The sequence below is a fragment of the Pseudomonas sp. 1912-s genome, assembly GCF_029269205.1.
GTDB lineage: Bacteria > Pseudomonadota > Gammaproteobacteria > Pseudomonadales > Pseudomonadaceae > Aquipseudomonas.
Map to the genome: position 1 here is coordinate 86032 of NZ_JARIXR010000010.1, position 22346 is coordinate 108377.

Consider the following 22346-nt stretch of genomic DNA (forward strand, 5'->3'; position numbering starts at 1 on the left):
GTCGATCAAGGCGCCGGCAGCGATTTCTGATACAGCGCAAAACAGGCTTCTGCCAACGCCGAACGCGGTGCGCTGCGACGCATGATCAGCCCCAGGCGGGCCAGAGTGTGAGCGTCTTCAATGGGTTGCAGGCGCAGGTGCTCGGTGAGCGCATCGAGGCCGCCGTCCAGCGGCATCACCGCGCAGCACAGGCCGCCGTGCACGGCTTGTAACAATTGATGGACGGCATCGGTCTGCAACAGCGGCTGCGGGTTGAGGCCGCGGCTGTGGAAATTGTGGTCGATGGACTGGCGAAAGTGCATGCCGCTGGTGAGCATGCCCAAGGGCAGTTCGATCAGCGCTTCCCAGCTCAGGGGCTTGTCACCGAAGCTGAAGAACCGTTGGTCGTACAGCAGACCCATGCGGGTTTCGCCCAGGGCCAGGGAGTCGAAACGCTCGGCGTCCAGGCGTTCGAGGTACGACACGCCGAGGTCCAGGCGGTTGCTCGCCAGTTGTTCGAGGATTTGCTCGGAACTCAGGGCTGACAACTCGAAGCGCAGGCTCGGGTGCTCTTTATGCAGTTTCTGCATCAATGCCAGCGGATCGAAGCTCGACAACGGCACCACGCCCAGGCGCAACGTACCCACCAGGTTGCCGCGACAGGCCGCCGCTTCGGCCTGCAGACCGTCGTACGCCGCCAGCACCGTGCGTGCCCAGGCCAACACGCGTTCACCCGGAGCGGTAAAGCCTTCGAAGCGCTGGCCACGATTGACCAGCGGAAGATCAAGCTCTTCTTCCAGGCTGCGCAGGCGCATCGACAGGGTCGGCTGGGTGATATGGCAGCGTGCAGCGGCCTGGCCGAAGTGACGGGTTTCGTCGAGGGCGATGAGGAATTTCAGCTGCTTGATGTCCATCTTCGCTCCAGGGCGTTGTCCAGGTGGGGATTCTAGCGCGTTTGGGTCTGTGGTCAGGAGCGGTAGGAGTTATCCGGTCTTTGGTCAGGCAGGAACCCGATTCTGTAGGACTGGTCTAGTCTTTGGCATCTGGAATTCATATCCCAAGGAGAGCGCACCATGAGTATTTTCAGTTTTGTTAAGGAAGCAGGCGAGAAGTTGATTGATCTGTTGACGCCGGGTAATGCCAACGCGAGCGAGCAGTTGAAAGATCACGTGGCCAAGGTCGGGTTGGGTAACCCCAATGTGCAAACCACCGTTGACGGTGACAAGGTGACCGTGACCGGTGAAGTCGCCAGCCAGGAAGAGAAAGAGAAAATCCTGTTGGCGCTGGGCAACATCGCTGGCGTTGCGAGTGTTGATGACCAGATCACCGTGTCCGGTCCAGTTGTCGCTGCCGCCCGCTTTGTAGTGGTGAAAAAGGGCGACACCCTGAGTGCGATTTCGCTGGCGGTGTATGGCAACGCCAACCAGTACAACAAAATCTTCGAGGCCAACAAGCCGCTGCTGTCCCATCCGGACAAAATCTACCCAGGGCAGACGCTGCGTATTCCTGAGTAATACGCGGACCAAATGTGGGAGCGGGCTTGCTCGCGAATGCGGTGGATCAGTCAATATATTCAGTGGCTGACACATCGCATTCGCGAGCACGCCCGCTCCCACATTGGATCTTCAGCGTTGTTACAAACCTACGATCAATTCCCGATAATCCCCAACCGCTGCAAACTCCGCCGTGTCCTTAGGCCCCTTCCGGCTGTCCGGTTCTTTCACGGCCAGCAAATGCCTTACGCCAAAATCCCGGGCACTGCGCAGGATCGGCAAGGTGTCATCGATAAACAGGCTACGGGCCGGGTCGAAGGCGATGTCGGCGTGCAGGGCGTCCCAGAACTGCGGGTTTTCCTTGGCGAAACCGTAGTCATGGGAACTGATCAGCCGCTCGAAATAAGGCGCCAGTTCGATGCGTTCCAGCTTTAACGATAGCGAGTCCCGATGGGCATTGGTGATCAGGAGCACCCGCTTGCCGGCCTGTTTGATTGCCGCCAGGAAGGTATCGGCGTCCGGGCGCAAGGCGATCAGGTGTGCGGTTTCCAACTTGAGTTCACGTACCGGGATCTTGAGTTCGGCGCTCCAGAAATCCAGGCAATACCATTGCAACTGTCCGGCGTTACGCTCAAACAGCGGCTGCAGTTCCATTTCGGCCATGGCCCGGCTCACGCCATGCAGTTCGGCGTAGCGCTGGGGCAGGTGCTCCATCCAGAAGTGGTTGTCGAAGTGCAGGTCGAGCAAGGTGCCGTCCATGTCCAGCAGGACGGTGTCGATGGCGTGCCAGGGCAGTGGAGGCATAAAGAACACTCATGTAAGAAAAGATATCCGACGAAGACAATCGGAAAAGCCACGGTATAGTAACCCGATCACGCCAAGGAGCCGCTCATGCGCCAGAAACCCACCGTCCTCGCCCGCGAAATAGTCGCCAGTAGCCGTTTGTTCCGCGTGGAGGAGTTGCAATTGCGCTTTTCCAATGGCGTGGAGCGGACCTACGAACGCCTGGTGGGCAGGGGAGCCGGTTATGGCGCGGTCATGATCGTGGCGATGATCGACGCGGACCATGCGCTGTTGATCGAAGAGTATTGCGGCGGCACCGACGAGTACGAACTGTCATTGCCCAAGGGCCTGATCGAGCCGGGTGAAGACGTGTTGGCAGCGGCAGACCGGGAGCTCAAGGAAGAAGCCGGTTTTGGCGCCCGCCAGTTGGAACACATCACCGAACTGTCGCTGTCCCCCGGCTACATGAGCCAGAAAATCCAGGTGGTACTGGCCACCGAACTTTACGAAGAGCGCCTGGAAGGCGACGAGCCGGAGCCGATGCGCGTTGACCGGGTGAACCTGCGGGAGCTTTCGCAGTTGGCGCAGAACGAGCAGTTCAGCGAGGGCCGCGCCTTGGCGGCGCTGTATCTGGTACGCGACCTGTTGACCCAGCGTGGAGCGTTCCAGCCATGAGCGAACTGTTCCTGGGTCACCCGTTTATTGCCCCCGTGATTGAATTGGCCCGCCAGGCCGGCGAGGCCATCCTGCCGTATTGGCGTGCCGACGTGGCCGTGACCACCAAGACCGATGATTCACCGGTCACCGCCGCCGACCTCGCCGCCCACCATCTGATCCTCGCCGGGCTTACAGCCCTGGACCCGAGCATTCCGGTGCTGTCGGAAGAAGACGCCGATATCGACCAAAGTGTGCGCGCTGGCTGGCAGCGCTGGTGGCTGGTGGACCCGCTGGATGGCACCAAGGAGTTCATCTCCGGCAGTGAGGAGTTCACCGTCAACATCGCCTTGATCGAACAGGGCCGCGTGGTGTTCGGCGTGGTATCGATGCCTACCAGTGGTCGGTGCTACTTCGGTGGTGCCGGCCTGGGCGCCTGGCGCTCCGATGTGAGTGAGCCGCCCAAACAGATTCAGGTGCGCCAGACGCCCGCAGCGGGTGAGGCGTTTACCGTGGTTGCCAGCCGTCGGCACAGCAGCCCCGAGCAGGAGCGTTTACTGGCCGGTTTGAGCGTGGGATTGGGCGAATTGAAGCTGGCAAATATCGGCAGTTCGTTGAAGTTTTGCCTGCTGGCCGAAGGCAGCGCCGACTGCTACCCGCGCCTGGCGCCGACCTCGCAGTGGGATACCGCTGCGGCACAAGGCGTGCTGGAAGGAGCGGGCGGTGAAGTGCTTGAACTGGATGGGCAGCCGTTCAGTTACCCGGCGCGGGCGTCGTTGTTGAACCCGTTCTTTCTGGCATTGCCGGCTAAAGCGGAGTGGCGTGAGCGGCTGCTGACTCTGGCCCGATCTTAAGCACAGCGCCGATCAAAAATGTGGGAGCGGGCTTGCTCGCGAAAGCGGTCTTTCAGTGCCAGATGTATCAACTGACAGATTGCATTCGCGAGCAAGCCCGCTCCCACATTTGTTATGTGTGCAGGACGTACTGCCCGGTAAAGGCCACGGCCCGCTCTTCACTGCCCTCGTTGACGATCCACGTCTCCAACGCCAAGCGCGCCCGGCCGTAACGCTTGTAGGTGGCCAAAAACCGCTTCCACACCTTTTCATCAGGTGCCTGGCACACCGCCGTCGCATCCGTGGTCACCGGCAGCGGATAACTGATCTGCCCTTCCTGAATCACGATGTGCCCGTCTTCGATTCCTTCCTCGCGCAACTGCAAATGCAGCCAACCCCAGCCCGCCAGTACGGCGCCGCAATACAGGCTGCCGCCAAACATGGTGCTCTTGTGGTTGATGTTGGCTTCCAGCGGCAAGCGCAGTTGCAGTTGCCGGTCCTGCCAGTCGAGCACCTTGAGGCCCATTTCCCGGGTCAGGGGAATGTCGTGGTGAAGGATCGATTCCAGGTAACGGCTATCGCGACTCATGGTGGCCTCGTGGCAGGGGGAAAAGGGTCATTCGTCGTCAGCGTGACTGTTGCCGCTGTCGGCGAAATTCAGCCCGTGCTTGCGCAGTTTGTCGTGCAGGGTCTTGCGCGGTACGCCCAGGGCTTCGGCGAGGCTGCGCATGGAGTTGTGGCTGCGTGCCAGTTCGGCGGCGATCAGGCTTTTTTCAAACTGCTCGACCTGTTCGCTCAACCCGCCGGGCGTGCTGGTCAGGACGCCGGCCGAAGGGTTGTCCGGGGTGCTGTCCAGCGCCAACTCAAGGCCCAGGGCGAAACGCTCCGCGGCGTTTTGCAGCTCGCGCACATTGCCCGGCCAGCTGTGACGCAACAGCAGCGCGCGTTGCCCCGGTTGCAGCTCTTTCATGGGTAGCCCGTGGCGGGTGCTGGCTTCGTCGGCAAAGTGCTGGAACAGCATCAGCGCATCCTCGCCCCGCTCGCGCAGTGGCGGAATGCGCAGCGGCGCGACGTTGAGGCGGTAATACAAGTCGGCCCGGAAGCGCCCCTGGTCGGCGGACTGGCGCAGGTCTTCCTTGGTGGCGGCGATGATGCGGATATCCAGCGGGATCAACTGATTGCCCCCCAGACGTTCCACCACGCGCTCCTGCAACAGCCGTAGCAGTTTGACCTGTACATCCAGGCTCATGCTTTCGATTTCATCCAGAAACAGCGTGCCGCCGTTGGCAAATTCGAACTTGCCGATGCGCCGCTTCTGGGCGCCGGTAAAGGCACCCGGCTCATGCCCGAACAACTCGCTTTCCACCACCGACTCGGCCAACGCCCCGGCGTTGATCGCCACGAACGGGCCGCTGCGGCGGTTCGACAGGTCGTGCAGCGCACGCGCCACCACCTCTTTGCCGGCGCCGGTCTCGCCGAGGATCAGCACATCAGCCTTGGTCGCCGCCAGCGCGCCGATCTGCTCGCGCAGGCGCAGCATCTGCGGTGAGTGCCCCACCAGGCGCGTGCTCAATTGCTGGCGGTCACTGAGGGCCAGGCGCAGGCTGCGGTTGTCCAGCACCAGGCGGCGCAGGGCCAGGGCGCGGCGCACGCTGTCGAGCAGGGCGTCGCTGGCGAAGGGTTTTTCCAGGAAATCATAGGCGCCGGTTCGCATGGCTTGCACCGCCAGCGGCACGTCGCCGTGGCCGGTGATCAGCAGCACCGGCAGCTCCGGGTCCTGGGCATGAAGCTCCCTCAACAGTTCCAGGCCGTCCATGCCGGGCATGCGAATGTCGCTCACCACCACCCCTGGCCAATCCCGGGACAGGCGCGACGTCAGGCCCTGGGCTTCGCCGAGGGTCAGTACTTTCAGCCCGGCCAGGTCCAGGGTCTGGCACAGGGCCTGACGCAGGTGTGGATCATCGTCGATCAACACCACCTGAATCTGGTTATCGATACTCATACACTGCGGTCCTCGGACGGTTGCAGACTGACACCCGGTGCTCCGGCGCGCAGTTTCAAGGTTAACAGCGCGCCACCTTCCTTGTGGTTGGCGAACAACAGTTCACCGCCAAAGGCGCGCATCAGGGTGTCGCAGATCGCCAGGCCCAACCCCAGGCCCTGGGTGCGGGTCTTGGTGGTGTAGAAGGGCTCGCTGGCGCGGCCCAGGGCTTCCATGCAGAACCCCGGGCCGTTGTCGCGAATGTACAGGTTGACGCCCTGTTCGGTGGTCTGGGCACTCAACCAGAGTTTTCGCGGCGGGCCTTTTTCGGTCAGGGCGTCCAGGGCATTGGCCAACAGGTTGCCCAGCACCTGGCGCAGGCGGGTTTCCCCGGCGGCCACCCACAAGGTTGCCTCGGGCAGGTCGCGGATCAGCTCCACTTCCATCGCCCGCCGCCGTTTGGCCAGCAGCGCCAGCGCATCGTCCAGCGCCGGTTGCAGGGCCACGCTCTCCGGCGCATGCCGGTCGCGCCGGGCGAAGGCGCGCAAGTGGGCGATGATCGAGGCCATGCGTCCGGTCAATTCGCTGATCAGCTTGAGGTTGCCACGGGCGTCGTCGGTGCGCTCGTGGTCGAGCAAAATCCCGGCGTTTTCCGCGTAGCTGCGAATCGCGGCCAGCGGCTGGTTAAGCTCGTGGCTGATGCTCGCCGACATGGTGCCCAGCGCCGACAACTTGCCGGCCTGTACCAAGTCATCCTGGGCGCGCACCAGTTCCTGCTGGGCATGTTCACGCTCCAGCACTTCCTGTTTCAGGCGCCGGTTGAGGCCTTCGAGGTCGCTGGTCCGTTCGATCACGCGCATTTCCAGCTCGCGACGGGCCTTGGCTTCGAAGGCGATGCGCTCCAGGTAGTGACGACGGCGCTGCATCATCAGGCCGAGCAGCAGCATCAGCACCAGCAAGGTGGCGCCCCCTACCGCAACCACGGTACGCACCGGGCGGCTGATTAACGTGCGCGGGGCGAGAATTTCGACCTTCCAGCCGGTTTCGGCGATGTCGGTGGACTGGCGCACCCAGGCCGTGGAACTGAGGTTCAGCGGCTGCGGGTCGCGGGTCGGGTACGGCTGGATGGCGATGATGGCGCGGCGTTCTTCGTCGGTCAGCGGCCGAGTGGCGCGGAATCGCCATTGCGGGCGCGACGTGAGGATCACCACGCCGTTGTGGTCGGTCACCAGCAGTTGTTCGGGTGTATTGCCCCACAGGCTTTCGGTGTGGTCCAGGTCGACCTTGACCACCAGCACGCCGATGATCGTGTCGCCATCGCGCACGGCGGCCGCGAAGAAGTAGCCGCGCTTGGCCGAGGTGGTGCCCAGCCCGAAGAATCGCCCCAGGCGCCCGGCCATGGCTTCGCTGAAGTAGGGACGGAAGGAAAAATTACGCCCGACGAAGCTGTCCTGTTTGTCCCAATTGGACGCGGCGAGGGTCTTGCCGGTGGTGTCCATCAGGTACATCACTTCCACCCCGGCCTGGGCGGCGACGTCCTTGAGCAGGTGGTTGGCGTTGACCAGGTTGGTGCTGACGTGAGGTGCGTCGATGGCGGTGCGCAGGGCCGGCAGGTCGCCGAGGATCTGCGGCAACACTTCGTAGCGATGCAGGGTGCCCAGCAGGTTGGCGACGTAGAGGTCCAGCGTCTGGCGGTTCTGCCCGGCCAGTTCGCTGCGGTAATAACGCTCGGCCAAGTGCTCCAGAGGCCACAACAGCGGTGCCAGGCAAAGCGCCAGCAAGGCCAGGCTGCGCCAGCGGGGTCTTCGCGGAAGGGGTGGAGTCATGGGAGTCGTGCGCCTGTGGGTACAGGCGCATTATGCCTACGCCTGCTCGGCAAGACACTCGCGCAATGCGTCGTGCCATTGCGGCTGCGAGACGTGCCACTGTTGTTGCAGGCGGCTGCAATCCAGGCGCGAGTTCAGCGGGCGCTTGGCGGGCGTTGGATAGGCGCTGGAAGGGATCGCCTCCAGTTCGGCGCACGCCTTGCCTTCGATGCGCAATTGCTCACCAATGGCCTGGGCAAAGCCGAACCAGGAGGTCTCGCCCTGGGCGGTCAGGTGGTAGATGCCCCAAGCCCCGGCCTGGCCCGCTTGCCAGTGTTCGATCAGCGCGCGTGTACTGTTGGCGATGGTGCCGGCCCAGGTCGGTGCACCGATCTGGTCGGCAACGATGCGCATCTGCGGTTTTTCCTGCAGCAGGCGTTGCATGGTCAGCAGGAAGTTCTTGCCGTGGGTCGAGTAGACCCAACTGGTGCGCAGGATCAGGTGTTCACCGCCGACGGCCGCGATCGCCTGTTCGCCCGCCAGCTTGCTCGCACCGTAGACGCCCAGCGGGTGGGTGGCATCGTCCTCGTTGTAGGGCGCGGCCTTGCTGCCGTCGAACACGTAGTCGGTGGAATAGTGAATCAGCGGAATGCCCAGCGCCTTGGCTTCCTCGGCGAAAATCCCGGGCGCGGTGGCGTTGATGGCGAAGGCCACGTCCGGCTCGCTCTCGGCTTGATCGACGGCCGTATGGGCGGCTGCGTTGATGATCAAGCCCGGGCGATGGGCGCGCACTTGCTGGCGTATTTGCTCGGGATGCGTCAGGTCAAGCTGATCGCGGCCCAGCACGATCAACTCGCCCAGGCCCTGGAGGCGCTGTTGCAGCTCCCGGGAGACCTGGCCGTGCTGGCCGCTGATGAGGATTTTCAACGGGGCGCTCATGGGAACAGGTCGGCTTCTTTCAGGCTTTTACCGTTTTGGTCCTTGGCGGACAAGGTTGGCGTGCCGGTCAGTTGCCAGTCGATGTTGAGCTCTGAATCGTCCCAGCGAATGCACCGTTCGGCGGAAGGTGTGTAGTAGTCCGTGGTTTTGTAGAGGAATTCGGCGTAGTCGCTGAGCACTACAAATCCATGGGCAAACCCCGGTGGAATCCACAGCTGGCGATTATTCTCGGCGGACAAGCGAACGCTCGCCCATTTTCCGAAGTGCGGTGAGCTGCGGCGGATATCCACCGCAACGTCCAGCACTTCACCAGCAGTTACACGCACCAGTTTGCCTTGAGCGTGTTCTACCTGATAGTGCAGGCCACGCAGCACACCTTGTTGCGAGCGCGAGTGGTTGTCCTGCACAAACTCTTGTTGCAAACCGGTTGCCTGGGCGAAAGCCCGGGCGTTGAAGCTCTCATAAAAAAAACCGCGTTGGTCGCCAAAAACCTTCGGCTCGATGATCAAGACACCGGGCAGCTCAGTGGCGTTTACATTCATTTAGTTTCCCCAGCGAGGGTGAACAAGTATTGACCATAGCCGGTTTTGCCAAAATATTTGGCCCGTTCCAACAAATAGTCGCGGTCGATCCAGCCGTTCTCGTAGGCGATTTCTTCCAGGCACGCCACTTTCAGGCCCTGGCGGTGTTCAATAGTCTGCACGTACGTCGACGCTTCCAGCAGGCTGTCGTGGGTGCCGGTGTCGAGCCAGGCGAAACCACGGCCGAAGCGTTCCACATGCAGGTCGCCACGTTTTAGGTAGGCGTTGTTGACGTCGGTGATCTCCAGTTCGCCGCGTGGCGATGGTTTGACCGCCTTGGCAATCTTGATCACGTCGTTGTCGTAGAAATACAGGCCGGTAACGGCATAGCTCGACTTTGGCTTCGCCGGTTTTTCCTCGATGGAAAGCGCGCGGCCCTCGCTGTCGAAATCGATCACGCCAAAACGCTCCGGGTCCTTGACCCAGTAACCGAACACCGTAGCGCCAGATGGGCGTTCGGCAGCCGTGCGCAGTTGGTCGCCGAAGTGCTGGCCGTGGAAGATGTTGTCGCCCAGGATCAGGCATACGGGATCATCGCCGATAAATTCTTCGCCAATCAAAAACGCCTGGGCCAGGCCGTCCGGCGACGGTTGCTCTGCGTACGTGAAACGCACACCAAACTGGCTGCCATCGCCCAACAGATTGCGGTACTGCGGCAAATCCACCGGCGTGGAGATCACCAGGATTTCCTTGATTCCGGCCAGCATCAACACCGAGATCGGGTAGTAGATCATCGGTTTGTCGTACACCGGCAACAACTGCTTGGAGACGCCCAGGGTAATGGGGTGCAAACGGGTGCCGGAGCCACCGGCCAATACGATTCCCTTCATCATGCGATCAGATCCTTCATGTCAGTGTTGCCCAGTCGTTCGCCCTGATAACTGCCGTCCTGCACCCTGCGGCACCATTCCAGGTTATCGAGGTACCACTGCACGGTTTTGCGCAGGCCGGTTTCAAAGGTTTCCTCGGGCACCCAGCCCAGTTCGCGCTCGATCTTGCTGGCATCGATCGCGTAGCGCTGGTCGTGGCCCGGGCGATCCTTGACGAAGGTGATCAGGTCGGTGAATTTCTCGACGCCCGCCGGGCGCTGTGGCGCCAGTTCTTCCAGCAGGCCGCAGATGCTGCGCACCACGTCGATGTTCTTCTGCTCGTTGTGGCCGCCGATGTTGTAGGTCTCGCCCACCACACCTTCAGTCACCACTTTGAACAGCGCACGGGCGTGGTCTTCGACGAACAGCCAGTCGCGCACCTGCAGGCCATCGCCATACACCGGCAGCGGTTTACCCGCCAGGGCGTTGAGGATCACCAGCGGGATCAGCTTCTCGGGGAAGTGGAACGGCCCGTAGTTGTTCGAGCAGTTGGTCAGCAGCACCGGCAGGCCGTAAGTGCGCTGCCAGGCGCGCACCAGGTGATCGGACGCGGCCTTGCTGGCGGAGTACGGCGAGCTCGGCGCGTAAGGTGTGGTTTCGGTGAAGAGGTCATCGACGCCGTGCAGGTCGCCGTACACTTCATCGGTGGAAATGTGGTGGAAACGGAAGGCGCTTTTGGCCGGCTCTTCGAGCGACTGCCAATAGGCGCGTGCGGCCTCCAGCAGGCTGTAGGTGCCGACGATATTGGTCTGGATAAAATCCGACGGGCCGTCGATGGACCGGTCCACGTGGGACTCGGCCGCCAGGTGCATGATCGCGTGCGGCTCAAAGCGCGCCAGCACGGCACTGACGGTGGCCTGGTCGATGATGTCGGCCTGGACGAACTCATAGCGGCTATTGGTCGCGATGCTGGTCAGCGACTCAAGATTGCCTGCATAGGTCAGTTTGTCGAGGTTGAGCACTTCGTGCTCGGTGTGTTGAATCAGGTGTCGGATCAGAGCGGAACCGATAAATCCGGCGCCGCCGGTGATGAGAATGCGCATGTCGGAAGCCCTTTTCCTTAGACGGACATTAAGCGAATGGAGCATAGCTTGAGTTGTGAAGCGAGGCGGTGCAAGGGGCGAGGGCAATTTGCGTGCCGAAACACCGCATTTGCAGGGGTTGCGTAACCCCCGTAAACAATGGCGATATAAGCGCCTGATAAAAAACACCAGGGGTCGTCACATGTTGCTCGCCACGTTGATTCATCGCGCCAGTCTGCCATGCCCGCAAGTCGGACCGGACCCTGCGGCGCGGCTACTGGAGCAGCATTACGACCTCGGCGGCGCGCTAAAGTCCCTCGGCAGCCAGCAAGATCTCAACTACCGCATCGACAGTGACCGAGGCCGCTTTGTGCTGAAAATCTGCCGGGGCGACTATGCCGCCGTCGAGTTGCAGGCCCAGCACGCCGCCCTCAAGCACTTGCAGGAACATTCGGACGTGCGGGTCCCCAAGGTGATCACGTCCCTTGACGGCGAAGAACTGCTGACCGAAACCGTCGCGGGGCACACCGTGCACCTGCGGTTACTGGACTACATAGACGGCCAGCCGCTCACTCACCTGCCTCATCTGGGCCGCGAGGTGATCGCAGGTTTCGGCGAACTGTGCGGGCGGATGAGCCTGGCGCTGGCCGGTTTCGAGCATCCGGGCCTGGAACGCACCCTGCAATGGGACCCGCGTCATGCCCTTGAGCTGATCAACCATCTGCTCTCGACCCTCGAAAATCTCCCCCAGCGGGCTGCGCTGGAGCAAGTGGCCGAGCAGGTGGAACGCCGTGTGCGGCCTTTGGCCGATCACCTGCCGTGGCAGGCCGTGCACATGGACATCACCGATGACAACGTGGTCTGGCAGCGCGACGCCCAGCGGCATTGGCAGGTGCAGGGTGTGATCGATTTCGGCGACCTGGTGCACACCTGGCGCATTGCCGACCTGTCGGTGACCTGTGCGGCACTGCTGCACCATGCCGAGGGTGATCCGTTCGCCATCCTGCCGGCGATCCAGGCATGCCACGCGATTACCCCGTTGCAGCACGAAGAGCTGCTGGTGCTGTGGCCGCTGATCGTCGCGCGGGCTGCGGTGTTGGTGCTGAGCAGTGAACAGCAGCAGGGCCTGGACCCGGATAACGCCTACCTGCTGAAGAACGCCGAGCATGAGTGGGAAATTTTCAACGTGGCGACATCGGTGCCCTTTGAGCTGATGGAGGCGGCGATCCTGAGGAGTGTCGGTGCCCAGTTGCCGCCGATTGTCGGCGAAGGGTTCGCGCCGTTGCTGCCGGGGCTGGTTGGACGTGAGTTCGCGCTGATCGACCTGGGCGTGCTCAGCCCGCATTTCGAGGCGGGGAATTGGCAGCAGGAAGGTATTGATCGACGGCTTCTAGAGGAGGCGGCCCTGGTGCATGGGCTGGCCGCGAGTCGTTATGGCCAATATCGGCTGTCCCGCACCCAGCCCGACAGCGCCATCGAACCGGACACCTTCCCGCTTCACGTAGAGCTGCACATGCCCCTGGGCGCCACGGTGGAGGCGCCGTTTGCCGGCACCTTGCGTTACGCCGCCGACGGCCTGCTATGCCTGCACAGTGCGCAGTTGAGCGTTCGGTTGTGGGGCGTGAACGCCTTGTTGCAGCACGGCGCGGCGGTGGTAAAGGGCCAAGTGCTCGGCGAGGTTGTCGGCCCGCTGACGGTGCAACTGTGCCGCGCCGAGCTTGAGCCGCCGTTGTTCTGCACGCCGTCCCGGGCGCCGGCCTGGCAAGCGTTGTGCCCGTCCCCTGCCACCCTGCTGGGGTTGGCCTGCGACGCCGAGCCGGAGCTGGACCCCGAGGCCCTGCTGGCCCGCCGCGACGCCAGTTTCGCCCGTTCGCAGAAGCACTATTACGTCGACCCGCCGCGCATCGAGCGCGGCTGGCGCAATCACCTGATCGACATGCAGGGCCGTTCCTACCTCGACATGCTCAACAACGTCGCGGTGCTCGGCCACGGTCACCCGCGCATGGCCCAGGTGGCAGCGCGGCAATGGTCGTTGCTCAACACCAACTCGCGCTTTCACTATGCGGCGATTGCCGAATTTTCCGAGCGTCTGCTGGCGCTGGCGCCGGATTCCATGGACCGGGTGTTCCTGGTCAACAGCGGCACCGAAGCCAATGACCTGGCAATTCGCCTGGCCTGGGCCTACAGCGGCGGGCGCGACATGCTCAGCGTGCTGGAGGCCTACCACGGCTGGTCGGTGGCGGCGGATGCGGTGTCGACCTCGATCGCCGACAACCCTCAGGCCCTGAGCAGTCGCCCGGACTGGGTGCACCCGGTGACCGCGCCGAATACCTATCGTGGCGAGTTCCGCGGGCAGGACAGTGCGCCCGACTATGTACGCAGCGTGGAACACAACCTGGCGAAAATCGCCGCGCAGAACCGCCAGTTGGCGGGCTTCATTTGTGAGCCGGTGTATGGCAATGCCGGCGGAATTTCCTTGCCGCCGGGCTATTTGCAGCAGGTGTACGCACGGGTTCGGGAGCGGGGTGGCGTGTGCATCGCCGATGAAGTGCAGGTGGGTTACGGCCGCATGGGCCATTTCTTCTGGGGCTTTGAAGAGCAGGGCGTAGTGCCGGACATCATCACCATGGCCAAGGGCATGGGCAACGGCCAGCCGTTGGGCGCGGTGATCACCCGTCGGGAAATCGCCGAGGCGCTGGAGGCCGAGGGTTACTTCTTCTCGTCGTCCGGCGGCAGCCCGGTGAGTTGCCGCATCGGCATGGCGGTGCTGGACGTGATGGAGGAAGAAAAACTGTGGGAAAACGCCCAGGTGGTGGGCGGGCACTTCAAGGCACGGTTGGAAGCGCTGGTCGAACAGTATCCATTGGTGGGCGCGGTGCATGGTTCCGGGTTCTATCTGGGGCTGGAGCTGGTCCGCGACCGGCAGACCCTGGAGCCGGCCACTGAAGAGACCGCGCGGCTGTGCGATCGGCTGCGGGAACTGGGAGTCTTCATGCAACCCACCGGCGACTATCTGAACATCCTCAAGATCAAGCCGCCGATGGTCACTTCCCGGCGCAGCGTGGATTTCTTCGTCGACATGCTGGCGAAGGTATTGGAGGAAGGGCTGTAATAAAAAAACTCGATTGTTATCGGTAAAATATGATCATTTTTCGATGGGCGGATAACTATTAGCTTCAAAAGCCGATTTTTATCCGTTATAAAGGCACCCACTTGCCCGCCGCCGAGGAGATGATTCATGAGCCGTATCGTTACCGTTGCCGCGACCCAGATGGCCTGTTCCTGGGACCTTGAAGCCAATCTTGAAACCGCTGAAAGGCTGGTGCGCGAGGCGGCTGCCAGGGGCGCACAGATCATTCTGATCCAGGAGCTGTTCGAGGCCCCGTACTTCTGCCAGAAGCCGAACCCGGACTACCTGCAACTGGCGACCACGGTTGAAGACAACGTCGCGATCAAGCACTTCCAGAACATAGCCCGGGAACTGCAAGTGGTGCTGCCCATCAGCTTCTACGAACGGGCGGGCCGCGCGCGTTTCAATAGCATCGCGATCATCGACGCCGACGGCTCCAACCTCGGGATTTATCGGAAAAGCCACATCCCGGACGGCCCGGGCTACCATGAAAAGTATTACTTCAACCCCGGTGATACCGGCTTCAAGGTATGGAATACCCGCTACGCGAAGATTGGCGTGGGCATCTGTTGGGACCAGTGGTTCCCGGAAGCTGCCCGCAGCATGGCGCTGCAAGGCGCGGAAATCCTGTTCTACCCGACCGCCATCGGCAGCGAGCCCCACGACAAGAGCATTTCGTCCCGCGACCATTGGCAGCGCGTGCAACAAGGCCATGCCGGTGCCAACCTGATGCCGCTGGTGGCCAGCAATCGCATCGGTAACGAAGCGCAGGACGGCTACGACATCACCTTCTACGGATCGTCCTTCATCGCCAACCAATACGGCGAGAAAGTAGAAGAACTCAACGAAACCGAAGAGGGCATCCTGGTGCACCGCTTCGACCTTGATGAACTTGAACACATCCGCAGCGCCTGGGGTTCGTTCCGCGACCGCCGTCCGAACCTGTATGGTGCGCTTAAAACCCTCGACGGTTCCCTGGAGTCCTGAATCGCCATGACCACTTTGCACAGCACCCCCCGCGCCGACGGCTTCTACATGCCTGCCGAATGGGCGCCACAGACCCAAACCTGGATGATCTGGCCCGAGCGCCCGGACAACTGGCGCCTCGGCGGCAAGCCGGCGCAGGCCGCTCACGTGGCGGTGGCCAAGGCCATCGCACGCTTTGAACCGGTGACCGTGGCGGTCTCGGCGGGCCAGTATGAGAACGCCCGCGCGCGCCTCGACGTGCCGAATATTCGCCTGGTGGAGATGTCCAGCGACGACGCCTGGGTGCGCGACACCGGGCCGACCTTCGTGATCAACAACAGCGGTGAAGTGCGTGGCGTGAACTGGGACTTCAACGCCTGGGGCGGCTTTGATGGCGGCCTGTATTCGCCGTGGAATCGCGATTCCCAGGTGGGCGGCAAGATCCTTGAGATCGAGCGCAGCCCGCGTTATCGCACCGAAGGGTTTGTGCTGGAAGGCGGCTCGATTCACGTCGACGGCGAAGGCACTCTGATCACCACCGAAGAATGCCTGCTCAACCGCAATCGCAATCCGCACCTCGGCCGCGAGGAAATCGAAGCGGTGCTCAGTGCCAATCTGGCTGTGGATAAGATCATCTGGCTGCCGGACGGCCTGTTCAACGACGAAACCGACGGGCATGTGGATAACTTCTGCTGCTACGTGCGCCCGGGTGAAGTACTGCTGGCCTGGACCGATGACCCGCAAGACCCGAACTACGCACGCTGCCATGCCGCCATGGACGTACTGCAAAGCAGCACCGACGCCCAGGGCCGCTCGTTCACAGTGCATAAAATGCCGATCCCGGGGCCGCTGTACGCCACCGAGGAAGAATGCGCCGGCGTGGATCCGGTCGACGGCACCCAGGAGCGCAACCCCACCGTGCGGTTGGCCGGTTCCTACGTCAACTTTCTGATCGTCAACGGTGGCATCATCGCGCCGAGCTTCGACGACCCGCTGGACAGCCGCGCCAAGGAGATTCTGCAGAACCTGTTCCCGCAGCACGAAGTGGTGATGGTGCCTGGCCGCGAACTGTTACTGGGGGGCGGCAACATCCACTGCCTGACCCAGCAACAGCCGGCACCGCACAAAAACTGAGTGCACTTGTAACAGCCTGATGCCCGGTTGAGCGGCAATCGGGCGCGCCGCAGTTTGGGCGCTCACAGCAAGCCCACGGCCCGTCAGGTTCGTGGGCTTTTTTGTGACCATGTGCCGACAAACCGGGCACATTGGCATAGCTCTTGTATCGCTGTTGGGACACAGAGCAGGGTGTATGACTAAGCGGTTCTGTCATAAACCTTGAGTAAGTTAGCCGCTCAAGCCGTCGGAGAGAGCGCTGAAATGAATGCCGATATCAACCTGATGTACACGCGTACGTTCCACCCTTTGCGGGTGAACGGTGACGCGATCCATGCGCTGGCGCTCTGGTTGAAGGCAAACGGTTCGAGGCAGATCAGGACGCCCGACCCGCGCCGGGTGATGAGCGAACGGTACCCGGCGGGGCTGTTCAGCGAGGATGAGGTGCAGGCGTTGTGTGAGTTGATGAAAGACTGACGGTTGTTTTTCAATGTTGCACTGGACCTTGTGGCGAGGGAGCTTGCTCCCGTTGGGCTGCGCAGCAGCCCCAAAACAGATCACTGGTTCTATCTGAAAAAACACAGTCGCCTTATTTTGGGGGCGCTTCGCACCCCAACGGGAGCAAGCTCCCTCGCCACAGAAAAGTGCGTTGCTGTTTAGAAACTGTATGTTCCGGTAACCACCAGGCTCCGCGGGTCCCCAAACTGAATCTGCGCCGCACTGGTCGCCGAGGCGTAGTACGTCTTGTCGTTGATATTGTTCAGCGCCGCCCTTACATCCCATTCCTTCTGCCGGAACCCGGCCAGTGCATCCCAGCGGCCATAACCCGGTAACACCACGGTGTTGGCGTTATCCGCATAACGATCACCCACCAGCGTCAACCCGGTTTCCGCGTACCAGCCCATCTCCGGTTTCCAGGTGACGAACAGGCTCGCATTGCGCTTGGCCACATCGCTGATGCGCTTGCCCTCAAAACCATTGTTGTCCTTCACCACCGTGGCGTCCTGCAGGCCGACGCCACCGCGTACATACCAGTTGCCGACGATCTTGCCGGCAGCGGTCAACTCCACGCCACGGGAGCGCTGCTCGCCGCTGAGCAAGGTGATGGTCGGGTCCAGCGGGTCACGGGTGCGGCGGTTGTAGAGTTCCAGTTCGTACACCGCCAGCGTGGTGCTCAGGCGGTCGTCGAGCCAGTCGCTCTTGACCCCGATTTCCTTCTGTTTGGTCAGCTCCGGGCTCAGGTCGTTGGCGTTGCCCGCCGCGTTGGGCGTGATGCCGATCAGGCCGCCGCCGGTCGGGGAGAAGGTCTTGCTCCACGAGGCATAGAACGAATGGTGTTCCAGCGGCGTCCAGACCAGGCCCACGCGCGGGCTGGTGCTGTGGCTCACGACCTGTTCCGAGGCGTTGGTCAGTTGGTTGGTGGACTCGACATCAAAGCGGTCATAGCGCAAACCGGCGAGCAGTTGCCATTGATCGTTCAGGCGCAATTGGTCCTGCACATACACGCCCTGGCTTTGCACTTCGGTGTGACTGCTGCTGAATGCCGGCAGGCGACCGTAGTGGCGCAAGCCCGGGTTGGGGTTGTACACATCCACGCTTGGCACAGCGGCGAGCGGAGCTCGATAGAGTTTCGGGTCACGGCGCTGGTTGCCCAACTCCACTCCGGTCAGCAAGCGATGCTCCAGGCCAAAAGTGCTGAAGCCGCCTTCCAGTTCGACGGTGTTGAGGATGTTGCGTGTGGTCAAGTCCTGCTGCCAGCGCTGGCGCCCGACCTTGTTGGTTTTGGGGTCGTAGCTGACGGCGTAGGTGTTATCGAAGTCGCTGTCGAGGGTGAACACGCCCAGCGTATGGCGCAGTTGCCAACTGTCGTTCAACTCATAGGCAAGCCGGGAGCGCAGGGACTGGGACTTGTCGTCGATGTAATCGCGCTTGTCACCATAAGTGGTGCTGCGGCTGACATCCGCCGGGCGCCCGTTGACCCCGGGAATGCCACGGTCCGGCGTGCGGTTGTAGCGGCTGTATTCGTATTGCACCAGCCAGTTCAGGTCAGGGGTCAGTTGCCAGCTCATGGACGGCGCAAACAGTTGGCGATTGCCGCTGACGCCGTCACGGAAGCTGTTGTTGTCCTGGTTGCCCATATTCAGGCGCAGGCTGATGTTGTCGGTGGGGTCGGTGCTGAGGTCGGCATACAGGCTGCGCAAATCATTGCTGCCGCCCTGGGCCTCGATGCTGGAGGCGCGACCGGCCTGGGGCAGCTTGCTCACCCGGTTGACGATGCCGCCCTGGCCGCCGCGCCCGTACAACACGGCCGCCGGGCCTTTGAGCACGTCGATGCGTTCGATGTTGTGCAGGTCACGCACGTACTGGCTGTCGTCGCGAATGCCGTCCAGATAAAAGTCGTTGCTGGCGTCGAAACCGCGAATGCGCAGGCTGTCGAACCGCGTGTCGGCGCCGCTGCTGACGTTGGGCACGCCGCTCAAGGCCTGGCCCAGGTCATTGGTGCCGTAGGAACGCAGGCTGTCGGTTTTCACCGAGTCGATGGCCTGGGGCACATAGCGCACGGGCGTGGCCGTGCGGGTAGCGGTACTGGTTTCCTTGACGCGCGGGTCGTCTTCGTCCGCTTCGGCGCTCACGGACGTTTCCGGCAGGACGGTGGCCGCGCAGGCAAAACCGGCAGACAGCAGTACAGAAAGCCCAAGGGTTATGGGCGTCAGGCGCAGGGCAGGCATCGGGGTGTGTATCCAAAAAGGTTGGGAGGATAAAAGTGCGCTAATGGTAATGCTTACTATTTGCGCAGGTTATCTATTCCTAAACGTACCTTTCTGAAAACTGTTACGGCGTATGTTTTTCAGGGGTATTCGACCGATTCTCGAAACAGTCTGAGAGCTGATCCGGGGTTTTTCACAATTGTGGGTAAGACTAATCTGCCGGGCATCAACGTCCATCGGAGCCCGTCATGTCGGCAGCCACGCTTCACTACATTTACGACCCGCTGTGCGGCTGGTGTTACGGCGCCGAGCCGCTGCTTCACGCTGCCCAGGCTGTAGTGCCGATCCAGTTGCATGGCGGCGGCATGATGACCGGGGCCAATCGCCAATCCGTCTCGCCGCAGTTGCGTGACTACGTAATGCCCCACGACCGGCGCATCGCCGAATACACCGGGCAACCGTTTGGCGAGGCGTATTTCGAAGGCCTGTTACGTGACCATAGCGCGGTGTTCGACTCGGCCCCGCCGATCAGCGCCGTACTTGCCGCCGAAAAAATCGCCGGTCGCGGCCTGGAGTTGCTGGCGCGTTTGCAAACGGCGCACTACGTCGAAGGTCGCCGAATCGCCGATAACGACGTGCTGGTGAGTCTGGCCGAATCTATCGGTTTGGATCCCCAGGCGTTTGAGGCCGCTTTCGATGAAACCCTGGGTGCAGAAACGCTCGCTCACATCAAGGACAGCCGCCAATGGTTGGCAAAAATCGGCGGCCAGGGCTTTCCTACGTTGGCCCTGGAGCAGGACGGCCAGTTGCAGTTGCTCGATATCAGCCCCTGGTTGGGCAAGCCTGAAGCCTTCTCGGTTTGGCTGAGACAAACAGTCGCAATTTCGATTCAAACCACCCAATCGAGTGCACCAATGTGTGGCTTGCAAGGGTGTGACGATCCGAGAAGTGCTGGATAGAGCCTCGCACGATGATGGCTATCTAATGTTTCTTAGACTTTTTTAGCCTAAATACAGAAGATTCACGAAATTGACACACAGTAAAGGGCGCGGATAGGATTCGCCCCAACGCCTGTGGCTAACCGCCATGACTTCCCCAATAAAAAAAGGCCCGCGGCATATCACGTCGTCCGCGGGCCTTTTTTTATCTGGGAAAGTCGACACCAGAAAAGGCAACACGGAGCCTGGTGTCACAGCGCGTACTCAACCAGTAATAAGGAATATAAGAAAATGTTGAAACAACGGATGGGGCTGATCGCTCTGGGGATTTTGAGCGCTACGCAAGCAATGGCTGACGACCAATCCCAATCAAAGGGTTTTGTTGAAGACAGCCACCTGAACATCGCGGCGCGCAACGCGTACATCAGCCGCGACTACAAAAACGGCAAGCAAGACAAAGCCGAATGGGGCCAGGGCTTCATCGGCAAGTTCGAATCCGGCTTCACCCAAGGCACCGTCGGTGTGGGTGTGGACGTGATCGGCCAGTACGCCATTCGCCTGGATGGTGGTAAAGGTCGCAGCGGCGCTGGCGGTATCGACTTCTTCAAGCAAGGCGACAGCGGTGCAGCAGCCGATGACCTGGCCAAGGGCGGCGCAGCCGTCAAGGCACGCATCTCCAACACCGTGATCAAATACGGTCAGCAGATGCCAGCCGTGCCGGTCCTGCAGTACGACAATTCCCGTCTGTTGTCGGAAACCTACGAAGGTACTTCGATCGTTTCCAAAGAAATCGCCGGCCTGCAACTGGACGCTGGTCACTTCACCAAGGAAGCTCGCAAGAGCGCCGAGGGTTCCGACAGTGGCGCGCTGAAAAGCATCGACTACATCGGCGGTAGCTACAAATTCACCGAAAGCCTGTCGGCAGCGCTCTATGCTTCCAACATGCAGGACGTGCTGAAGAAGCAATACGTCAACGTCAACTACGTGCTGGCCCTGCCAGAGAAACAATCGTTGACCTTCGACTTCAACGGCTACAAAACCAAGCTCGACCGTAGCTTCGCCCTGGAAAACCAAGGTGACGCCGACGCTCGCGACAACAAAATCTGGAGCCTGGGCGCCACATGGGCCGTTGGCCCGCACAGCTTCACCCTGGCCCACCAGCGCAGCACCGGTGACACCGGTTACCTGTACGGCGGCTACCGCAACGCAGGCGGCATCGGCGACGGTGGCAACACCATCCTGCTGGCCAACTCCTACTGGTCTGACTTCAACGGCAAGGACGAGCGCTCCTGGCAAGCAGGCTACGGCCTGGACTTCAGCGCCTTCGGCGTGCCTGGCCTGACCTACAACATCGCCTACGTGCGCGGCACCAACATTGACGACGGTTCCAACCGCGGCAGTGGCACCGAGCGTGAGATCTTCAACCAGTTCAAATACGTGGTACAGAGCGGCCCGGCCAAAGACCTGAGCCTGCGTGCCCGTGCGTCGTGGTTGCGCGTTTCCAACAACGCCAGCAACTACAACGTGGGCGGTAACGAGATCCGTCTGTTCGCCGACTACCCAATCAACGTTTTCTAATTGATTCGGCGTCGCGCCTGATTCCAGGCGATAAAAAACCCCGACTGGTTCGGGGTTTTTTTATGCCTGCGATCAGCGCTTGCTGGCGGCTGCGATGATCACGTCTGCGACCTTTTGCGGCTGCGACAGCATCGGCACATGGCTGGTTTGCACCACAGTGGTGGTGGCATTGATTTTCTTCGCATAGGCCTGCTCCAGGCCCGGGTCGATCATGCGGTCCTTGGCGGCGATGATGTAATAGTTGGGTTTGGTTTTCCAGGCGGCGACCGTGATTTTATCGTCGAACGCCTTGCCCAGAATCGGCCCCTGGGTCACGGCGATCAGGTTGGCCTGGTCGGCAGGCAAGTCCTGGGCGAAGTTTTTCGCCACGGACGCGGCGGGCAAATACAGGTAGCCGGAAGCGTCGGCACTGATGGTCTCGATACCCGGCGGGGTTGGGTAGCCTTTCTCGGACTCGGCAGAACTCTGGCCCTCGGACGGCGCGAACGCGGCCACATAAACCAGTGCCTTGACCTTGTCGCTGGTGCCGCCCTGTGTGATCACACTGCCGGCCCACGAATGGCCCACCAGAACCACTCGCCCACTCTGGGCATCAATCACCCGCTGGGCGGCGGCCACATCATCGGCCAGGGACGTCAGCGGGTTTTGCACCGCCACCACCTTCAAGCCTTTGGCCTGCAACAACGGAATCACCTTGTTCCAACTGGAGCCATCGGCAAAGGCGCCGTGCACCAGCACCACGGTGGTGTCCGACAGCGCCGGGGTGGCGGCATAGGCCTGGCCGGTGAGCATCGCGGCGGCCATCAGTGTAGGCAGCAACAGGGTTTTGAATGTGGATTTAAGCATGTGGGGCACGTCCGTAAGTGAGGGGTTATCGGCCAGCACTCAAGGCGTTTGCAGCCTGCCTTAAGCATGTAGGCAAGACGCGCGGGGAAGGCCGTTATTCCAGGGAGCAGTAAAAAAAACGCAGCACC

Annotated in this window: 20 protein-coding genes; 9 read left to right on the plus strand and 11 right to left on the minus strand. The window is 61.6% G+C overall.

Translation table 11 applies throughout. The features are described 5' to 3' along the window. Positions 1-5: 5 nt before the first annotated feature. Positions 6-893 (minus strand): LysR family transcriptional regulator, encoded by an 888-nt coding sequence (locus P3C29_RS15075; RefSeq protein ID WP_010168964.1) that lies wholly within the window; start codon positions 891-893, stop codon positions 6-8. A 159-nt stretch (positions 894-1052) separates the two neighbouring features. Between P3C29_RS15075 and lysM the strand changes: the two genes are divergently transcribed. Further along, positions 1053-1493 carry a peptidoglycan-binding protein LysM gene (gene lysM, locus P3C29_RS15080; protein ID WP_010168967.1) on the plus strand — a complete coding sequence of 147 codons (441 nt, stop codon included), beginning with the start codon at positions 1053-1055 and terminating at the stop codon, positions 1491-1493. Between the two features lie 120 nt (positions 1494-1613). On the opposite strand, the gene yrfG is transcribed toward lysM, so the two are convergent. Further along, positions 1614-2276: a GMP/IMP nucleotidase gene (gene yrfG / locus P3C29_RS15085; RefSeq protein ID WP_275964820.1), complete on the minus strand. Its 663-nt coding sequence runs from the start codon at positions 2274-2276 to the stop codon at positions 1614-1616. Between the two features lie 87 nt (positions 2277-2363). On the opposite strand from yrfG, the gene nudE reads away from it, so the two are divergent. Beyond that, a complete protein-coding gene (nudE, locus tag P3C29_RS15090; protein WP_010168971.1) occupies positions 2364-2930 on the plus strand; it encodes an ADP compounds hydrolase NudE in 567 nt (188 codons plus the stop codon). Continuing rightward, positions 2927-3763 carry a 3'(2'),5'-bisphosphate nucleotidase CysQ gene (gene cysQ / locus P3C29_RS15095; protein ID WP_275964821.1) on the plus strand — a complete coding sequence of 279 codons (837 nt, stop codon included), beginning with the start codon at positions 2927-2929 and terminating at the stop codon, positions 3761-3763. The genes nudE and cysQ overlap by 4 nt, the downstream gene beginning before the upstream one ends. 112 nt (positions 3764-3875) lie before the next feature. Here cysQ and P3C29_RS15100 read toward each other — a convergent pair whose 3' ends face one another. Genes P3C29_RS15100 through rfbB form a run of 7 tightly spaced genes read right to left on the minus strand, consistent with a single transcriptional unit; the run spans position 3876 to position 10960 of the window. After that, positions 3876-4331, minus strand: a complete 456-nt coding sequence (locus tag P3C29_RS15100) for a YiiD C-terminal domain-containing protein (RefSeq protein WP_275964822.1) — start codon at positions 4329-4331, stop codon at positions 3876-3878. 27 nt (positions 4332-4358) lie between these two features. Then, positions 4359-5744: a sigma-54 dependent transcriptional regulator gene (locus tag P3C29_RS15105; protein ID WP_201125897.1), complete on the minus strand. Its 1386-nt coding sequence runs from the start codon at positions 5742-5744 to the stop codon at positions 4359-4361. Beyond that, positions 5741-7549, minus strand: coding sequence for an ATP-binding protein (locus P3C29_RS15110; RefSeq protein WP_029615810.1), 1809 nt, complete (start codon positions 7547-7549; stop codon positions 5741-5743). The genes P3C29_RS15105 and P3C29_RS15110 overlap by 4 nt, the downstream gene beginning before the upstream one ends. A 36-nt stretch (positions 7550-7585) precedes the next feature. Next, entirely contained in the window at positions 7586-8467 is an 882-nt protein-coding gene (gene rfbD / locus P3C29_RS15115; protein WP_275964823.1) for a dTDP-4-dehydrorhamnose reductase, read from the minus strand. Next, positions 8464-9009 (minus strand): dTDP-4-dehydrorhamnose 3,5-epimerase, encoded by a 546-nt coding sequence (rfbC, locus tag P3C29_RS15120; protein ID WP_275964824.1) that lies wholly within the window; start codon positions 9007-9009, stop codon positions 8464-8466. Before rfbC ends, rfbD begins: the two co-directional genes overlap by 4 nt. Next, positions 9006-9881, minus strand: a complete 876-nt coding sequence (gene rfbA / locus P3C29_RS15125) for a glucose-1-phosphate thymidylyltransferase RfbA (RefSeq protein WP_275964825.1) — start codon at positions 9879-9881, stop codon at positions 9006-9008. The genes rfbC and rfbA overlap by 4 nt, the downstream gene beginning before the upstream one ends. Beyond that, a complete protein-coding gene (rfbB, locus tag P3C29_RS15130; protein WP_275964826.1) occupies positions 9878-10960 on the minus strand; it encodes a dTDP-glucose 4,6-dehydratase in 1083 nt (360 codons plus the stop codon). The genes rfbA and rfbB overlap by 4 nt, the downstream gene beginning before the upstream one ends. Positions 10961-11141: 181 nt before the next feature. Between rfbB and P3C29_RS15135 the strand changes: the two genes are divergently transcribed. From P3C29_RS15135 to P3C29_RS15150, 4 genes are all read left to right on the plus strand, one after another. Further along, a complete protein-coding gene (locus P3C29_RS15135) occupies positions 11142-14051 on the plus strand; it encodes an aminotransferase (RefSeq protein ID WP_275964827.1) in 2910 nt (969 codons plus the stop codon). A gap of 126 nt (positions 14052-14177) precedes the next feature. Further along, entirely contained in the window at positions 14178-15056 is an 879-nt protein-coding gene (gene aguB, locus P3C29_RS15140) for an N-carbamoylputrescine amidase (RefSeq protein ID WP_275964828.1), read from the plus strand. Between the two features lie 6 nt (positions 15057-15062). Continuing rightward, a complete protein-coding gene (gene aguA, locus P3C29_RS15145; RefSeq protein ID WP_169386619.1) occupies positions 15063-16169 on the plus strand; it encodes an agmatine deiminase in 1107 nt (368 codons plus the stop codon). 243 nt (positions 16170-16412) lie between these two features. Continuing rightward, positions 16413-16625 (plus strand): hypothetical protein, encoded by a 213-nt coding sequence (locus P3C29_RS15150; protein WP_010168987.1) that lies wholly within the window; start codon positions 16413-16415, stop codon positions 16623-16625. A gap of 179 nt (positions 16626-16804) precedes the next feature. Here the strand turns inward: P3C29_RS15150 and P3C29_RS15155 are convergent, their stop codons facing one another. Then, complete coding sequence (locus P3C29_RS15155) at positions 16805-18877, minus strand: TonB-dependent siderophore receptor (RefSeq protein ID WP_275964829.1); 2073 nt, start codon at positions 18875-18877, stop codon at positions 16805-16807. Between the two features lie 227 nt (positions 18878-19104). On the opposite strand from P3C29_RS15155, the gene P3C29_RS15160 reads away from it, so the two are divergent. After that, positions 19105-19815: a DsbA family protein gene (locus tag P3C29_RS15160; RefSeq protein WP_275964830.1), complete on the plus strand. Its 711-nt coding sequence runs from the start codon at positions 19105-19107 to the stop codon at positions 19813-19815. Positions 19816-20085: 270 nt separating this feature from the next. Then, on the plus strand, positions 20086-21372 hold the full coding sequence (locus P3C29_RS15165) for an OprD family porin (protein WP_010169002.1): 1287 nt from the start codon (positions 20086-20088) through the stop codon (positions 21370-21372). Positions 21373-21444: 72 nt separating this feature from the next. On the opposite strand, the gene P3C29_RS15170 is transcribed toward P3C29_RS15165, so the two are convergent. Then, positions 21445-22218 carry an alpha/beta hydrolase gene (locus P3C29_RS15170; RefSeq protein WP_275964831.1) on the minus strand — a complete coding sequence of 258 codons (774 nt, stop codon included), beginning with the start codon at positions 22216-22218 and terminating at the stop codon, positions 21445-21447. Between the last annotated feature and the right edge of the window lie 128 nt (positions 22219-22346).

Excerpts from the sequence above, each read along its gene's own strand:
- P3C29_RS15105 (WP_201125897.1), bottom strand. The coding sequence starts at position 5,744 with ATGAGTATCGATAACCAGATTCAGGTGGTGTTGATCGACGATGATCCA.
- aguB (WP_275964828.1), top strand. The coding sequence starts at position 14,178 with ATGAGCCGTATCGTTACCGTTGCCGCGACCCAGATGGCCTGTTCCTGG.
- rfbA (WP_275964825.1), bottom strand. The coding sequence starts at position 9,881 with ATGATGAAGGGAATCGTATTGGCCGGTGGCTCCGGCACCCGTTTGCAC.
- P3C29_RS15110 (WP_029615810.1), bottom strand. The coding sequence starts at position 7,549 with ATGACTCCACCCCTTCCGCGAAGACCCCGCTGGCGCAGCCTGGCCTTG.
- P3C29_RS15160 (WP_275964830.1), top strand. The coding sequence starts at position 19,105 with ATGTCGGCAGCCACGCTTCACTACATTTACGACCCGCTGTGCGGCTGG.
- P3C29_RS15150 (WP_010168987.1), top strand. The coding sequence starts at position 16,413 with ATGAATGCCGATATCAACCTGATGTACACGCGTACGTTCCACCCTTTG.
- aguA (WP_169386619.1), top strand. The coding sequence starts at position 15,063 with ATGACCACTTTGCACAGCACCCCCCGCGCCGACGGCTTCTACATGCCT.
- P3C29_RS15165 (WP_010169002.1), top strand. The coding sequence starts at position 20,086 with ATGTTGAAACAACGGATGGGGCTGATCGCTCTGGGGATTTTGAGCGCT.
- P3C29_RS15100 (WP_275964822.1), bottom strand. The coding sequence starts at position 4,331 with ATGAGTCGCGATAGCCGTTACCTGGAATCGATCCTTCACCACGACATT.
- rfbC (WP_275964824.1), bottom strand. The coding sequence starts at position 9,009 with ATGAATGTAAACGCCACTGAGCTGCCCGGTGTCTTGATCATCGAGCCG.
- rfbD (WP_275964823.1), bottom strand. The coding sequence starts at position 8,467 with ATGAGCGCCCCGTTGAAAATCCTCATCAGCGGCCAGCACGGCCAGGTC.
- lysM (WP_010168967.1), top strand. The coding sequence starts at position 1,053 with ATGAGTATTTTCAGTTTTGTTAAGGAAGCAGGCGAGAAGTTGATTGAT.
- cysQ (WP_275964821.1), top strand. The coding sequence starts at position 2,927 with ATGAGCGAACTGTTCCTGGGTCACCCGTTTATTGCCCCCGTGATTGAA.
- P3C29_RS15075 (WP_010168964.1), bottom strand. The coding sequence starts at position 893 with ATGGACATCAAGCAGCTGAAATTCCTCATCGCCCTCGACGAAACCCGT.
- P3C29_RS15135 (WP_275964827.1), top strand. The coding sequence starts at position 11,142 with ATGTTGCTCGCCACGTTGATTCATCGCGCCAGTCTGCCATGCCCGCAA.
- P3C29_RS15155 (WP_275964829.1), bottom strand. The coding sequence starts at position 18,877 with ATGCCTGCCCTGCGCCTGACGCCCATAACCCTTGGGCTTTCTGTACTG.
- P3C29_RS15170 (WP_275964831.1), bottom strand. The coding sequence starts at position 22,218 with ATGCTTAAATCCACATTCAAAACCCTGTTGCTGCCTACACTGATGGCC.
- rfbB (WP_275964826.1), bottom strand. The coding sequence starts at position 10,960 with ATGCGCATTCTCATCACCGGCGGCGCCGGATTTATCGGTTCCGCTCTG.
- yrfG (WP_275964820.1), bottom strand. The coding sequence starts at position 2,276 with ATGCCTCCACTGCCCTGGCACGCCATCGACACCGTCCTGCTGGACATG.
- nudE (WP_010168971.1), top strand. The coding sequence starts at position 2,364 with ATGCGCCAGAAACCCACCGTCCTCGCCCGCGAAATAGTCGCCAGTAGC.